We start from the raw sequence: 15524 nt of genomic DNA on the forward strand, positions 1-15524 counted from the left end.
CTCACACCTCCGTGTAAAGATGGCATCTCACTTTTCGACCTCTGAAATCTATCAGCGGTGGTTTCTCACTGCATTTGCTGAAGGCAAAATCACACCTCGTTCTGAAGGGACACCCTTCAGGTGGGTTCAGTGGGCTGGGTATCTCACCTTTGAGAGAAAAATCCTTCAGCTTGTTTGCTTCGAGGGTCGGAATAGCGGCAACGAGGGCCTTGGTGTACGGATGCAATGGTTCCTCCAAGATTTTCTGCGTCTCTCCCATCTCCATGATTTGGCCAAGGTACATCACCATGGTTTGATCCGATATATGGTACGCAATTTTCAAATCGTGCGTGATGAGGATGTAAGTTAGCGAATACGACTGTTTGAGATCTATCAAAAGATTCAGTATTTGCGCCTGAACTGAAACGTCCAGTGCCGACGTGGGTTCGTCCAGGATGAGCAATTTCGGCTTCAAGACGAGACATCTTGCTATCGCCACTCTCTGCTTTTGTCCACCGCTCAGCTGGTGAGGATACTTCCATAGCACATCTTCAGTCAATCCCACAGCTCTGAGTGTTTCGTAAACGAGTTTCTTTCTCTCTTCTCTGTTGGCTACCCTGTGTATCCTCAGTCCTTCTTCTATACTGAACAAAATGGTTTTGCGCGGATCGAGAGAACTCTCTGGATCCTGGAAAACCATCTGTATCTGACCGGATCTTTTCAAAGGTGATCCCATGAAGTGTATCGAACCGGTTGTAGGTTTGTATATACCGCAGAGTATGCGAGCAATAGTAGATTTGCCGGACCCACTCTCACCAACGATGCTGAACACACTCTTTTCTTTCACAGTGAACGACACGTCCTGAACAGCTCTAAGAAACTTAACAGGCCTACCAAGAATATCAAATTCGATAGCGAACTCTTTTGAGAGATTTTCAACTCTCAGAATCATTCAGACCCCCGCTTTCTCGTACAGCCAGCATTTTACGAACCGTTCCTGCGTCCAAATTTCAGGGGGATCTTGTCGAGTGCAAATTTCAAGTCTTTTGTCACAGCGAGGATGAAACCGACACCCTGACGGTGGACTCAATGGGCTTGGGACATTGCCTTCAATGGAGTGTAGTTTCGATTCTCTCTTCTTCAAATCTGGAATGGAACTGATCAATCCCTGAGTGTAAGGATGAAGGGGAGCCGTGAAAAGCTTTCTCGTTGGTGATATCTCGCAAATTTTTCCAGCGTACATCACGATGACTTTGTCTGCTATCTGAGCTACCAGGCTTAAATCGTGGCTTATGAAAAGTATCGAAGTTTTCGAGCTGCATTTCAACTGCCTGAACAGTTGCATGATCTGTGCCTGTATCGTGACGTCCAACGCGGTGGTTGGCTCGTCAGCGATGAGCAGCTTTGGTTCACATAACATGGCCATCGCGATCATTGCCCTTTGCCTCATGCCACCACTGTATTCGAACGGATATCTCTCGAGCATTTCCTCTGCTTCGAAAATGCCCAGCTTTGTCATTGTTTCTATGACTTTCTTTCTTGCTTCTTCTTTGCTCATTTTGAAGTTTTCAATCAGCACTTCGCACAGTTGCTGGCCTATTTTCATGTTGGGGTTCAGGGAATTGAGAGGATTCTGAAACACCATGCTCATCTTTCTTCCTCGTGGATGATCTTCAGTGCTGGTTATATCGATTCCATCGAAAACGATTCTCCCGGTGGTAATTCTTGCATTTTTAGGTAGAAGCCCCATAATTGCCAAAGCTGTGACGCTCTTTCCAGAACCGCTCTCTCCAACAAGACCGACGCACTCACCTTCAAACACAGTGAAAGAAACGCCGTCGGGAACACGAAATCTTGCAAATCTGCTTTTGAATTCAATTGCGAGGTTCTCAACGAGAAGGAGGGACTTCAAAACTCCCTCCTCCTTTCTTGAAAGTACTGCTTCACTTCCTGGAGAAATCTTTCGTCCGTCATGAGATCATACACGGTGAAAGCGAGAGCCTTAGTGGCTCGTATCATGGCTCTGTAACCATACTGCGAGTTTGCTGCCTTCGCGAATTCTCTTGTGTGGGTGGGTATGGTCTTCTCACCCGTGATGTTTATGTATGCATGGATCGTTGGTACTACATGACTCACAGCACCTGTGTCTGTTGAGCCGACCCCTTGTTCGTACGTTCTTGGACTCACTCTTTCTCCAACCAATCTATAGTTCTCTTCGAGTTTTCTGGCTAATGGTACGTTCACGTACACTTCCGGCATTTCTTCAGCAAGGCTTATCCGTCCATCGCAACCAGTCATCCTTGCCGCGCTTAAAACAATCTCGCGGAACCTTTCTTCGAGCTCTTCAACCTGTTCCATCCTCAAGGCCCTGATCGCAAGTTCTGCACTGGTATACTCAGGGATCGTGTTGAAAGATTGACCACCATTTGTTATAATTCCGTGTATCCTGACCTTCTCTGGAAGCTGTTGCCTCCAGAGTCCTATCGCGTTGAACATAAGAATGAGAGCATCTAAAGCGTTCCTCCCACTCGCTGGATCTGCTGCTGCGTGTGCGGATTTTCCAAAAAACTCCACCACGTACCGGCGGATCGCGTAGGCTATATCAAAGCCAGTACTCATCGACGCGGGATGTATCATCATCGCAACGTCTACATCGTCGAAAATCCCGGCATTGATCAGTTGCTTTTTTCCCGCCCCTCTCTCCTCTGCCGGACAACCCACAACTACCACGCTACAAGGCAACTCACCCAGTGCCTTCTTGACAGCAACAGCAGCTCCACAACTCATAACGCCTATCATATTGTGCCCACATGCATGGCCTATCTCCGGGAGAGCGTCATATTCTGCGAGCAAGGCGATCCTTGGCCTTCCTCCTCCTGTTTCTGCCAGGAAAGCGGTCTTCAAACCCGCAATGTTCTTTTTGACCATGAAACCGTTTTGCTTCAGAAAATCGACGAGCAGCTTTGAAGATTCTTTCTCCTCATAAGAGAGCTCTGCAATTTTGAATATCTTTTTCGCCAGATCGATTAATTCTTCTTTCATTGAGTCCACAACCTGTGCGATCTTTTCCTTCATTTTTTCTCCCCCTCAGCTCTTCAGTCTTGGATCCAGAAGATCTCTCAAACCGTCACCAAGTACATTGAACCCAAGGCAGGTTAGTAAGATTGCGAATCCGGGAAATATTGCCATGTGTGGCGCTGTCTGCAAGTAGTTTCTGGCCTCCGCGAGCATGCTTCCCCACGAGGGCGTAGGAGGTTGAATACCTAAACCTAAAAAACTCAGTGTCGCTTCGCTTATTACCGCCCCGGAGAAGTTGAGGGAACTGTACACGATCAAAACTGGTACGATGTTGGGTATGACGTGGTGGAAAATGATCCACAAATGTGATGCTCCGAGTGCCCGTGCAGCCAGCACAAATTCTTCGCTTTTGATGTTTAAAACGGCGCTTCTGACAATTCTTGAAAAGCTCGGTACCATGACTATTCCTATCGCCAGCATCGCATTGAACAAACCCGCCCCAAGAACAGCCATCATAGCAATGGCCAACAGCACATAAGGGAAAGATAAGAGGGCATCCATGAACCTCATGAGAACGGCATCGAAAAGACCCCCGAAGTAACCTGCGATGATCCCCAGAACTGTTCCAACCAAAGCACCTATGCCTACCGCGATGACACCGACAATCAGTGAGATGCGACTACCGTATATGAGTCTCGAGAATATGTCCCTACCGTAGTCGTCGGTGCCCAGAATGTGTCCCCCTTCTCCAGGTTTCGCGAAAATGTACAAAAAATCCATCTCGTCGACTTCATGAGTCGCTATGAGTGGAGCAAAAACGGCGAGAAGAACATTCAGAACAACTATTGAAAGGCCGAACACGATCTGTTTGTTCATCCTCAAAGACCACCCCTGTAACTCTGCCTGATCTTGGGATTTATGAACGCATAAGCTATGTCTACAGCTAAATTCACAAAGATGTACATGATTGCCGTGAAGAGAACCTCACCTTGTACGAGCATATAGTCACGCCTGAAGATCCCATCAACCATGAGTTTTCCAAGTCCAGGGAGTGCAAACACTGTTTCTGTCAGAACAGCCCCCGCGAGCAGATTTCCCAGCTGCAAACCTATGACTGTTATGACGGGAACAAGAGCATTTCTCAGAGCATGTCTGTAGAGGATAAGACTCTTTCGGAGTCCTTTTGCGTAAGCGGTCCTTATGTAGTCCTGATTCAGTACCTCGAGCATGCTTGAGCGTGTGAAGCGAGCGATCGTTCCAGTGGAGAGAATTCCAAGTGCGAGTGATGGGAGAACGAAGTGACTCACGACATCCCAGAGCCCTTTGTTTGGATCACCGAGCCCAACAGCGGGAAGCCATCCGAGTTTGAGGGAGAAGATTATGATGAGGATCATCCCGAACCAGAAGATTGGTATAGAAAGCCCCATCAGAGCCAGAATAGTCACGAGTAGATCGACTAAGGAGTTGTGCTTTATCGCTGCCAAGACCCCAGCAGGTATACCTATGCTCACGGCGATTGTCAGGGCGCACAGACTCAGCATGATCGTGACGGGTAGTCTTTCCAGGATCAATGAGAGTACGCTCTGCCTGTAGATGAGTGATACCCCAAGATCACCCGTAATCACTCTCTTCACATAAACCAAGAACTGAATCAACAGAGGCTTGTCCAGGCCAAGCTCCCGTCTGAATCTGGCTATATCTTCAGCACGCGCCTGCGGACCCAGTAAGACCATCGCCGGATCGCCCGGGATAAGTTTCATCAAAAGAAAGGCCGTCAGAATGACGAAGAAGAGCGTGGGTATGATCTGAATGATTCTTTTGGAAATGTATTTCCCCATTCAACCACTCCAAAGAGAAAGGAGGCGCTTGCGCGCCTCCCATCACTTTTCGACCCACACGTTTGTGCCCGGTGCGTACAGTCTGATCATCATGTCAGGCGAGGGTTTGTAACCTCTTACCTTCTTGTTAACACCGTTCACCACCAGCTTGTGCCACAGGGGGAAGTAGTACAAATCTTTCATGATGAGTTCTTCTGCTTTTCTGTAGTATTCTACTCTCTTTTCCTGTTCCACACTGGATTCACCCAATTCTATCAATCTGTCAACCTCGGGATTGTTGTATCCACCACCGTTACCGTAGGTTCCTTTCCTCGAAGAATGGAACATGTAGAAAATGAAGAATTCAGGATCTGGATACCATGTCCACCCTATCGTGTAAGCATCTGCCTCGCCCTTCGACGTGACAGCAGTGAAAGTGCCCCATTCCAGTGACTGAACTTCGATTTCAAAACCCACTTTCTTCAACATCGACTGAATGATGACGGCAGCCTTTCTTCGGTTCGGATCCTCAGGCGTATAAATGGTCATCTTCACTGGTTTGCCGTCGTAGCCTGCCTCCTTAAGCAACTGTTTAGCCTTCTCTGGATCGTATCCTGTATAGAAAGATTTCACATCCGGATTGTACGCCCAGGATCCCGGTGGTATGGGGCCATAAGCCGCAACGCCTGTCCCATTGGGGAATATGACCTTGACAAGCTGTTCGATATCAATACCCCTGAAAAACGCTTCTCTGACTCTCTTATCCGTGGTAGGACCCTTCATAGAGTTCATGTAGACTGCGTAGACGTTGCAACCGCCAACCATCATTGCCTCGACGTTCGGATTAGACTTCAATTTTGGAATATCCTGATCGAGGACATCGCTGGTTATATCCACTTCTCCGCTGAGTAACGCCATCGTCAGGACAGACTTATCTGGTATGAACTTGTACACGATCTGCTTCAGATAGGGCTTTTCACCCCAGTAATCCTCGTTCCTTTCGAAGACCATGTGACTGTCTTTGACCCATTCCACCATTCTGAAAGGCCCAGTTCCCACAGGATGTAGTGTGAATTGGTCCTTCCAACCCTCGCACTCTTCTTTTGGTACAATGGCGGCTCCGATGTCGGTGAGTACTGTCAGAAATGGCGCGTACGGGTACTTGAGTACGATCTTCACAGTGTAGCGATCGATGACTTCCACGTGATCCACCATGTACAGCCTCACCATAGGTGAGATGGCTATTTCTCTATCGAAACTGTACTTCACGTCTTCTGCTGTGACCTCTCTACCGTCTTGGAACTTGCCTTTCTGGAAATGGACCCCTTTCCTTAGCTTGAAAGTCCATTCCTTGAGATCTGGACTGACTTCCCAAGACTCCGCAAGCAATGGATGAATTTGTTTGACTTCTGCGTCATAAGCCACGAGCGTTTCAAAGACATTTCTCATGACCTGTGCCGAGGCGAGATCCTGATACATTGCTGGATCCATCGTCGTCGGGTTCTGATCTGAACCTACGCGGATCACTGAGTCGTAGTTCGGTGCAGAAATCACGGTAGCGAAAAATGCCACTACGGCGACCAACACTGCCAGCCTTTTCACCGCATACACCCCCTTTTTAAGTTAGAAGGTTCCTCAAATAGTTTGCGAGTATTCTTCGCGCACTCACCACGAAACCGTTGGTTTTGCGCTTAAAAAACTCCTCGTGTTTCAGTGCGAAACCTATGCAATCGAGGTAAACCAGTTGTTCCTGTGACAGATCAACGCTTAATGTCGATTCTCGATATGGCGAAAAACTGGTACAATTCACTCTCTTGGCGATTTTCGCCCATCGTTTCAGAGCATTGGAGCACTGTTCTTTTTCTGGCACGATGACTGTGGCGCGATTCAGCTTTGGCATGGCAGAGAAGAAGGAGTCTACCACCTTATAGGGTAAAATGAAACGATCGCTATCGAATTCACCAGTGCAAAGAAAGACACATAGTCCCTCGCATTCTAGCTGAGAAAGTTTCTGAACGATCCAGCGATGGGAAATTCGAACGATGGATCCGTCGCGTTTTCTGCTCACAAGCACGTCGTTCTCATCACGGGGTTTATAGATTTCTTCTTCCACGTTTTCTATGAGACCTATTTCGTTGTAAGCCAGGTTTGTATTACCAACGATGTTCAGAAGTTCCGGTATCACGTCATCTCTCGGAGTCTCACCAATGGTTATGAAAGTTATAGGACCAATCAGGCAGGAACCCTCCTTTTTTGTTTAATTATAATAAACGCCGTATAGAAATGTCAATAGGGCTTCACGACAGATGGAGACTTAACACCCTACTGGAAGGACATGGGGTATCGGTCAGATTTCGAACACTCTGTGAGAGAAATCCTTCAGCAGGCACAGAGAATCGAGCAGATCGAGGATGGTGTATCTTTCTCTTATGGTGTTGGAGATCAGGATCAATTTCTCAATGAACTCAGGTTCATAACGTGCAAGCAGTTCATCGACCCGTACGGTCTTAAGGGCGTTTTCGACCTTCTCGGAAAATTGCTCGTGGGTGTGCTTTAAAGCTTCCCTCACCCGGCTCAATTGCACACGACCGGGCAGTTTTTTTCTTTCGTGAACACGCATGAATTTTCCAGCCTTTTCTTCGCCGAAAAATTCGGACAGAATGGAGAATCTTTCTTCGTTCGTGAGGCACTTCTCCTTCAATTTCAGTTCCTCGAAGATCACCCTGTACGCCTTCAGCGTGATGTACGTTCCCATCGCCACCGAAAGGCCGTGAAACATGGGAATTTCGTTTCTGTTTTCGTGGTACATCTCCAGAGAATGGGAGATCATGTGTTCCGCACCCGAAGCGGGTCTGGAATTGCCAACGATCGTGATGTTCAGACCGGAGACCAGAAGGGCCTTCATCAAGGAAAGGATCACGCTTCTGTCCCTGTTCAGTACTTTTTCTGAGTTCTCAAGAACATCGTTCAGCAGGTCTCTCAATTCTTCCCATGCGAACTCGCAGATGGGTTCTTCGGTTAGAAGGTTGCTCAGCATCCAGTCCAGTCTGGCGGTCACCTTCGCCGCGATGTCACCGACACCGGCCCTCAGCAAATCGAACGGAGCTTCGCTCACAACGTTCATGTCCACAACGACCTTCTGTGGAACAACAGCCTGCACAGTTGTTTTCTCATTCTTTATGAGTATCGCCGCTACGGAGGAGGTGTAGCCATCCACGGAAGGGGCCGTGGGAAAGCAGGAAAAATTTTTATTGGTCAGACGGGCCGCGTACTTCGCGATGTCTGTGAGACTGCCCGAGCCGATGGAGACGATATGATCTGTCAAAACTTGCGAAGCCACTTTCTCGATGTTTTCCATCGTGGCAAGAACTCTTCCTTCAGCTTCGAGCCTGATCGTTCTGCGTTCCGGTGTTTCGACCAGCTTAGCTGTGTTTTCGTCCACAACGTACGTGGCGTTTTCAAAAAACGCTTCGATGTTCCTGGTAGCGTTCTCTTCGAAAACGATTTCAATAGGCGGCACAGTGTGGGTTTTGCCACAGGTGCACTGGAATTGACCCTTCGCTTTCAGCATGCGATCACCACTCGAGTATATGCCATCTTTCGAACTGGAGGCAAGCACTTCTCTTCAACGAGACCGTCGCGCTGTTGAGAAAAATTCGCGTAACGGCGTATTCTGTGATAAAATGAATCGAGGAGGAAACGCTTTGAAACGCAAAGGCTTGACCCTGATCGAGCTCCTCATAACCCTCGCGGTCCTCTCAATTTTCACAGCCCTGGTCCTTCTGCTCATGAGCAATTACTTCGAAAAGACCGAGAAGAATATAAAACTTCTCGATGCCCTCAGAAGACTCAACGACGCCGGCGATAAAATGGTCGAGCTCCTCAACAGGGCTGCAGGTCCTGCCAACAGTGTGGAACTCGTCTCAGCCACAGAGGTGAGGTTCGACATCATCCTGGCCGGTCAGAAAATAAACGCGAGGGTGAAGGTTCTCAGCGAAACCGAGGTACAGTATTTCGAGGATGATAGAAGCGTGCTGATACCGATCGAAAACGTGCAGATCACGTTCCAATCTGGTAGTCAGAATCCCGAAACGGTGCTGCCGTTGAAGTTGATAGTCAAAACGCCGAATCCTTTCAATCCCTCGTCGCTCTTGAGTCTGGAGTACTCCATCTATCCACCAGGGGTGAGGTGAGATCACGAGATTGAGAAAGGCTTACGTGATGGTTCTGAGCATATTTTTGATCCTCATCTGTTCCCTTCTGGCGACCGCGATACTGATCCAGGTCGATACCACGAACAAAAAAGTTGGTATGTCCATCAGCAGGACGGTCGAACGTGCCGATGCTTTGAAGATCATCGCGACGGCCGCCGCCTACCTTCGCAGCAAGTACGGCGTGGTGTCGGGATTCTACCTGGCCGAGCACATGGACAGTCAGTCCGAATTCGAAAAGATAAAATCTGTGATCGTCAATTCCTCTGGACCAGTTGAGAAGGATATCTGGCAGGACCTGCTCGGTGAAGGGACGCTGGCTGGGATCCGCTTCACTTCTGTGAAGGACCTCTTGCGTCTCACGTCTGGCTTAGATTCTCCTTTAAAAAAGGCTCTGGTCGATAGCAACGCGAAAGGGTTGATAGAAAACAATCCGTCCAGGGTCAGAGTGTACGCCCTTTCTGAGGATGCCGACCGATCCTGGGTAATCCTGCTGTGCGTCAACGTTGGTTCTTCATGGACCTGGGCTCTGATAGAACCACAGGGGTTCTTCAACTACGCAATTTTCCTGCCAAACGGACTCCCCGTGGGAACCTATTACGGTGACGGTGAGGTCATAGACGGTCCTGCCTGGTTCGGTGATAGACAGGGTCAGGGCGGATTGGGTATAGGAGGCAATCAGGGGCCGAGGTTTTACGGAAGAACTTTCTACAGGATCTTGCACAACTACCTCAGAGGACAGGTGCAGGAAAGCGACGTTTTCGTTGGCGGAAGGAGTATTCTGACCCCAGAAGAAGTTGAGACGATGAGGAATGCGTATCAGGGGAAAGTTTACTGGGAAACACAGCTTTCAACGCTCAACAAGGTTGATATCATCGACGTCGTTACCGGTGCGGCTTCCATAACCAGCGATCCGGTTGGCTTGATCTTGACTTATTCGAAGCTCCCGGGTGTTGCGACAGAGGATCTGATCATCACGTCAGAGATCAGAAATCTGAACGGTCAGGACGTTCAAATCGTGAAGTTTTTCGGCCCAGATGGTTTCTTCAAAAGGGACAACAAACGCTACCAGGTGGAAATGGTGGTTCCTCATCCGGGTCCACCGAACGTTCCTGTCACGATATCTGTCAAAGAAGTTCTCCCAAACGGAACCGAGAACACTTACACGCAGCAGGTTCCACTCTTCAACGGTTTTCTTGGTCTGTTCTGTGATACGACCAACTCTTCGATCGCCATGGGCGTGAAAGATCAGTGGACTACGAACGTGTTCATGGGTGACTGGGCGATACTGGTGATGGGAAACAGGGGAAGGCAGGAAGAGCAGACCCCATGGGACTCTGTAAAGATCTACGGTGATGTCGAATATTACAGCGCGAGGAAGAGTTCAACGATGACGATCAACTACGCAGGAACCTCGTACGAGGTCTACATGGATCCGTTCTTCGCGGATGGAACCCCCATTCCGAACAACAGGAATGTGAAGGGATTCTTGAGGCTCACCAACGGTGCGACGACACCTGTCGAAATCGATGGAAAAACGTTCTGGGACACATGGTACAAAAAGATGGCTCAATCTTCAACGAAAGACCACATCAGCTTGATAACCACGGGAGACATCGAGATCCCATGGCACGAAGGTTACAAACTCGGTCAGGGAAAGATAAGGAACCTGCGTTTAGACATGAGTATCTTCACGATGTACTGGGACAGAAACAGGGCACCCGGCCAGGGTAACAGAGTGCTCGTGCCCACGCTGAAAGTGGATTATGGAAACTTTAAGGGCTTGAGTTACAGAATCATCTTCGGTTCTTTAGCTTCGGAAGCCGTGACGGCCACGTGGGATGGGACGAAGGGTCTGAAGGAATTCAACATTTTCGATAACAGGCTCTATTCTGCGAAGCGTGGGTTTTCACCGATGACGGGTGGGATCATCCTGGAAGGGCTGAGATTGAGATGAGGGGCTTTTCCGTGGTTGAACTGATCATAGGGATCGCGATGGTCTCCATAGCGATCGTCATACTGATTCTTTCGGTCAACCAAGCGATCCTCAGTTTTGCAAAATCCAGTGAGGCCCTGCAGGACTGGAGTGCATTTTTCTGCCAGGTCTCGCTGAACTTCTCCGGGAAAGAAACTGGCACTTTCGTCAACACACTCGACAAGGTCCTTGGTTACAGTGCGACGGGTCATTACGCTTTTTTCAAGTTCATCGACGTACGTTCCGTGGAAGGCGGATACGTGTACACACTCAAGGATCAAAGCTTTTGAATGACTTAACTCGCTTCTCGTTTTCATGAAGAAGCCAACTGGGTCGATCCTTCGCACGGCACACGAAAATTTCGAAGCACAGCTGATGTACTTTCATCGTCTTTTTTGTTGGTTATATAGTTTAATATCTTGACAGTTTAAAGATTTAACTATATCATATCCCTGGTGAGGCGTATGGAAGCGAGGAAGATCATTGAGTCGATAGTCGAACTGAGCCTGAGTTTTTCACGAACGATAAAGTTCCACCCTGAACTTGAAAGACTGCGGGCCGTGGAACTGTACACTTTGTTCTATCTGATCAGGCACGGGCCGTGCAAGATGAAGGACCTCGCGGAGGCACTCTCGATGACCAAGGCGAACGTGACGCACCTGATCGATTCTCTGGAAGAGAAAGGCTTCGTGAAGAGGACGAAGGACGAATCGGACAGGCGTGCCACGTTGCTCCGCGTCACCGAACACGGTGAGAAGGTCTACAACGAACTGCTGGACGAGTTATCCAAGCTGGTGGAAGAGGTCACGGCGAGGCTGAGTCAGGAAGATCTGAGCTTGATATCCAGAGGCTTCGAAAGGTTCGTCGCCTTGTTCGCGAACTCCAGGGGGTGAAATCATGATAGTGGTTACTGGGGCTACGGGGCATCTTGGAAACGTGCTCGTCAGAAGGTTGCTCCAGATGAACGAGAAGGTGCGTGTGCTGGTCGCTCCTTCCGAGGACGTCAAGCCCATAGAGGGATTGAACGTTGAGATCTTCAGGGCCGACGTGAGAGATTCAAAAGCCGTTGAAAGACTGTGTGAAGGTGCACAGACGGTTTTTCACCTCGCGGCGGTCATTTCCATCTTCGGAAAGAAGAGGCTGGTCTACGACGTGAACGTGAACGGAACGAAGAACATCGTTGAAGCTTGCTTGAAGAACAGCACGAGGCTCGTTTATGTGAGCTCGGTCCACGCCTTCGCCGAGCTTTCTAAGGGTTCGCTCATCGATGAATCTGTTCCGATAGATCCTTCAAGGGTCACAGGGTGCTACGCCAAATCCAAGGCCATCGCCACGAACCTGGTCCTCGATGCAGCAAAACGCGGTCTCGATGCGGTGGTGGTCTGTCCGACAGGCATAATAGGTCCGTACGATTGGCGCGTTTCAGAGATGGGAAACCTTTTCTTGTTGCACCTGAAAGGAAGGCTCAAGGTCGCCGTTGAAGGTGGCTTCGATTTTGTGGATGTCAGGGACGTGGTGGAGGCACTCGTGCTTGCCTGGAAGAAAGCGAAGAGCGGGGAAATCTTCATCGTTGGTGGCACGCACGTAACCGTGAAGGCGCTGATTCAGATGCTTCAGAAGATAGAACCAAAGCGATCGGTGAAGATTTTCCTTCCGATCTGGCTCGCCTACGTTGTTTCTGCCTTCACATCGCTTGGACACCTGTTCGGCAGGAAAGTCATCTTCACCCCTTACGCCGTTTACACTCTTAGCAGAAACTACGTTTACTCACACACGAAGGCTTCAAAAGAACTCGGTTACACCCCAAGACCCATCGAGGATTCTCTGAAAGACACCATAGAGTGGCTCAAATCGTCCTCGAGTACACAGAGTAAGACCATACCCCCATGGAAAGAGACGACCTTTCTATTTCTGCTTCAAACTCTTTCAAGGTGAAGATGTTGTTCCGACTTACCAGTACAAAAGAAAGAGCAGGAACAACTCTTCGTTTTTCTTTATTGAATCGATTGAATCGATAATGAAGCTCGCTCGTAGTCTTCCCAAAGCAAGAATTTTTTGAACATTGACTTGACTCTTTTCTTTCCCTTATCATACAATATTATCGCGGTTTTCAGCCTTCACTCAAATCGCTTTCGGTGACTTCAGATACCTGCAAAGCGTTACACGCAAGCAGAAAAATCACTTCGTAACGATCAGGACGTTTCCCACCGTTGTGGTACCAGGTTCGGTGAGCTGGAAGGAGTTCAAAAGTCCTATCGATGTTTCAAGTTTGAAGGAAGGATTGCTGTGCACCAGGTACACCTTCACGTACTTCTTTGGGAGGGGTGGGGAAGAGGAAGTCACCACGACCCTGAACAGAGGTGCGCTGAGGGAAAGGCTCACCTCGGCGAGCTTGGATTCGACCTTGGAAGTTTTTACGTAGAACGCTCCATCTTTGTAGTAGAAAACGATCTGGCTGGCTGAAGGTGTTATCTGCTCGAAGGATGTGTTCGTTGCCTCGGCGTTTCTTGCCAGCGCCAGTTCTTTTCTGAGTATCTCGAGCATCTTCCTCGCTTCCTCGAATGCCCTGAACTGTTCCTGAGTGAAATGTGCGTTTCTCATCGGAAGGTAGAACAGCGATGCCAGAATGGCGAAGATCACGCCCAAGACGATCAAAACGATCAAGAGTTCTACCAGTGTGAAGCCATCTTTCCGTTTGGAAAAAAGCTTCAGCATTCTACTGCCTCCAAGTGAAACGTTCACTGGGTTGAAGGTTCAAAAATGAACAGTGGCATGTTTCCAAACCGATTCTGGTCAGGTTTTACGATCCTGATCTGTACAGATGTTGCGAGGGGAGTTATGAGCAGAGTGGACGATTGTGTGGCAACACTCGCACTCGTATCACCGCAGAAATATCTCTCCAGTTGCTCGTTCGCTTCGAAGGTTTTTTTAGATTCGTACGCAACTTTGTTCATGCCTGCCAGAACGTTGCCCAACACTTCGAAAAGTGCGAGTGCAGCGATCGCTATGATGACCAGAGCTTCCACAACTTCGATGAGTGTGTAGGCAGACTTCATTGACCCCAGCTCCCGTAGCGAACGTACAAACCGTAATAGGGAGTGTTAGTGGTCGTGGTATCGAATTCAATGGATTCTATAGGCAACGGCTTTGGCACGACAAATTTAATATTGTTGTTAAAGTTCACGTTTCTCGCGACTATGGCACCTATTACGTTCGAAGTGTTTTTGATGCTCACATCTTTTTTGGGTGTGTATATGTACAATCCGCCTTCAGATACAGTGAGACCGTTCTTGAAGGAAATATCTTCTTCCCCATCGTTTATCTTCTCGTCAGTGTTCGAATAAATGAGCAAACGAGTATCTTTGTTCATCTTTATCGTTAAGTGATTCTTGACGTCGACTTCATCTCTCACGTAGATCATGACGACACCTGTGCCCTCGATTTTTATGGTAGTGTTGTTGCCAAGATCCAGTTTGGTCACGGCTATCGAGAGCAATCCAGTACTTGGGATCTTCAGGGTGAGGGTGGTGTTCGAGACAGACAGACCATCTTCCACAGAGCGACCGTTATAGTAAGTTTTCCCACCTTCTGAGATCGAGATCACGTTTCCTTGAAGTTGAACAGCAGGTTCTGGAAAGAAAGTGGGTGTCGCAGGCAGGGGAGGTTCAGTTGTGTTCACGCGTCTGCTGATTTCAGCGCGAACCGCCTCTACTGAAGTCGCAGTCACAGTACCCTTCACGGTGATGTTTTTGTCAAGACTACCTGCCAGGATCACGTCGCCCTCTATGGTAACCCGGTTCTTAGGCGATTCAACATTGCCAACGGCTAAAACGTCCCCTTCAATTACACCCCCCTGTTCCAGGATGAGATTTCCGCCCGTTGGATCGCCCATCAGGTACACGCTGCCCTTTATTGTCCCATGCTGACCGATGCGCAGGTCTCCCTTTCTCACTAATACATCACCGTCGATTGTAAGGTTGTTTTTTCCAAGAACCTTGCCATTGGCATCGATGGCGTATGGAAGAGTCAAATCACTTGCGAGTTGGATCAGGATCAGTGTCAGGGTGTAACTGTCCTCCACCCCGTCGAGGCTCGCTTTGCACTTTATCGTGTATTCCTCGGCAGATCGATCGATTTCACACTCCACAGTACCGCGAAACTCAGGCAAAGAGAGCTGGAAGGTCCCAGAATTGGCCAAATTGTCCACAAGATCACGCTTACCGTTCCTGAACCAGTCCTCACAGAGTTTGGCCAAACTGTAGGCGCCACTTCTGGCCACGTTCGAGACGAGAAACTTTTTCTGTTGCAACACGTAGTTGCTGGTCATCTGACCGTAAATGGCCAGCATGAGCAACACTGTCAGGGCCAGAAAAACCACCACTACGAGGCTCACAACAAGAACCGAACCACTCTTCATGTCTACATCAGTAATTAGTATAACACACTTTGCACAAAGTTAAAACGTGTACCGACGCAGAAATTTGTACAACACCAATTCAGTGACCTTCTCGTGTTTCACATCTT

General features: G+C 48.7%; 16 protein-coding genes. 5 read left to right on the forward strand and 11 right to left on the reverse strand.

Going from position 1 to position 15524, the window contains the following annotated elements; all coding sequences use genetic code 11:
* Position 1 precedes the first annotated feature (1 nt).
* From TSP01S_RS02505 to TSP01S_RS02540, 8 genes are all read right to left on the reverse strand, one after another.
* A complete protein-coding gene (locus TSP01S_RS02505; RefSeq protein ID WP_041076188.1) occupies positions 2-931 on the reverse strand; it encodes an ABC transporter ATP-binding protein in 930 nt (309 codons plus the stop codon).
* On the reverse strand, positions 932-1891 hold the full coding sequence (locus tag TSP01S_RS02510) for an ABC transporter ATP-binding protein (protein WP_041076190.1): 960 nt from the start codon (positions 1889-1891) through the stop codon (positions 932-934).
* Entirely contained in the window at positions 1888-3054 is a 1167-nt protein-coding gene (locus TSP01S_RS02515) for a M20 family metallopeptidase (protein WP_041076192.1), read from the reverse strand. The genes TSP01S_RS02510 and TSP01S_RS02515 overlap by 4 nt, the downstream gene beginning before the upstream one ends.
* A gap of 12 nt (positions 3055-3066) precedes the next feature.
* Entirely contained in the window at positions 3067-3873 is an 807-nt protein-coding gene (locus TSP01S_RS02520) for an ABC transporter permease (protein WP_082021627.1), read from the reverse strand.
* A 2-nt stretch (positions 3874-3875) separates the two neighbouring features.
* Positions 3876-4835, reverse strand: coding sequence for an ABC transporter permease (locus TSP01S_RS02525; protein WP_041076196.1), 960 nt, complete (start codon positions 4833-4835; stop codon positions 3876-3878).
* A 42-nt stretch (positions 4836-4877) separates the two neighbouring features.
* Positions 4878-6416 (reverse strand): ABC transporter substrate-binding protein, encoded by a 1539-nt coding sequence (locus TSP01S_RS02530; RefSeq protein WP_041076198.1) that lies wholly within the window; start codon positions 6414-6416, stop codon positions 4878-4880.
* A 16-nt stretch (positions 6417-6432) separates the two neighbouring features.
* Positions 6433-7050, reverse strand: coding sequence for an AroM family protein (locus TSP01S_RS10420; protein WP_082021628.1), 618 nt, complete (start codon positions 7048-7050; stop codon positions 6433-6435).
* A 111-nt stretch (positions 7051-7161) separates the two neighbouring features.
* Positions 7162-8385, reverse strand: a complete 1224-nt coding sequence (locus tag TSP01S_RS02540) for an iron-containing alcohol dehydrogenase (protein WP_041076201.1) — start codon at positions 8383-8385, stop codon at positions 7162-7164.
* 133 nt (positions 8386-8518) lie between these two features.
* Here TSP01S_RS02540 and TSP01S_RS02545 point away from each other — a divergent pair, with 133 nt between their 5' ends.
* The 5 genes from TSP01S_RS02545 (at position 8519) to TSP01S_RS02565 (ending at position 12935) form a co-directional block, all read left to right on the forward strand.
* The gene (locus tag TSP01S_RS02545) at positions 8519-9007 is read left to right on the forward strand and encodes a prepilin-type N-terminal cleavage/methylation domain-containing protein (RefSeq protein WP_041076203.1); all 489 of its coding nucleotides are present in this window, start codon (positions 8519-8521) and stop codon (positions 9005-9007) included.
* A gap of 10 nt (positions 9008-9017) precedes the next feature.
* Complete coding sequence (locus TSP01S_RS02550) at positions 9018-10982, forward strand: hypothetical protein (protein ID WP_231848593.1); 1965 nt, start codon at positions 9018-9020, stop codon at positions 10980-10982.
* Between the two features lie 11 nt (positions 10983-10993).
* A complete protein-coding gene (locus TSP01S_RS02555) occupies positions 10994-11290 on the forward strand; it encodes a hypothetical protein (RefSeq protein WP_144380612.1) in 297 nt (98 codons plus the stop codon).
* A 174-nt stretch (positions 11291-11464) separates the two neighbouring features.
* Positions 11465-11893: a MarR family winged helix-turn-helix transcriptional regulator gene (locus TSP01S_RS02560; protein ID WP_041076207.1), complete on the forward strand. Its 429-nt coding sequence runs from the start codon at positions 11465-11467 to the stop codon at positions 11891-11893.
* Between the two features lie 4 nt (positions 11894-11897).
* Positions 11898-12935, forward strand: coding sequence for an NAD-dependent epimerase/dehydratase family protein (locus TSP01S_RS02565; RefSeq protein ID WP_052463466.1), 1038 nt, complete (start codon positions 11898-11900; stop codon positions 12933-12935).
* Positions 12936-13178: 243 nt separating this feature from the next.
* Here the strand turns inward: TSP01S_RS02565 and TSP01S_RS02570 are convergent, their stop codons facing one another.
* Genes TSP01S_RS02570 through TSP01S_RS02580 form a run of 3 tightly spaced genes read right to left on the reverse strand, consistent with a single transcriptional unit; the run spans position 13179 to position 15417 of the window.
* Entirely contained in the window at positions 13179-13715 is a 537-nt protein-coding gene (locus TSP01S_RS02570) for a PulJ/GspJ family protein (protein WP_041076209.1), read from the reverse strand.
* A 23-nt stretch (positions 13716-13738) separates the two neighbouring features.
* The gene (locus TSP01S_RS02575) at positions 13739-14056 is read right to left on the reverse strand and encodes a type II secretion system protein (RefSeq protein ID WP_041076211.1); all 318 of its coding nucleotides are present in this window, start codon (positions 14054-14056) and stop codon (positions 13739-13741) included.
* Entirely contained in the window at positions 14053-15417 is a 1365-nt protein-coding gene (locus tag TSP01S_RS02580) for a DUF7305 domain-containing protein (RefSeq protein WP_041076213.1), read from the reverse strand. The genes TSP01S_RS02575 and TSP01S_RS02580 overlap by 4 nt, the downstream gene beginning before the upstream one ends.
* Between the last annotated feature and the right edge of the window lie 107 nt (positions 15418-15524).

Source organism: Thermotoga caldifontis AZM44c09, from assembly GCF_000828655.1.
GTDB classification, from domain to species: domain Bacteria; phylum Thermotogota; class Thermotogae; order Thermotogales; family DSM-5069; genus Pseudothermotoga_A; species Pseudothermotoga_A caldifontis.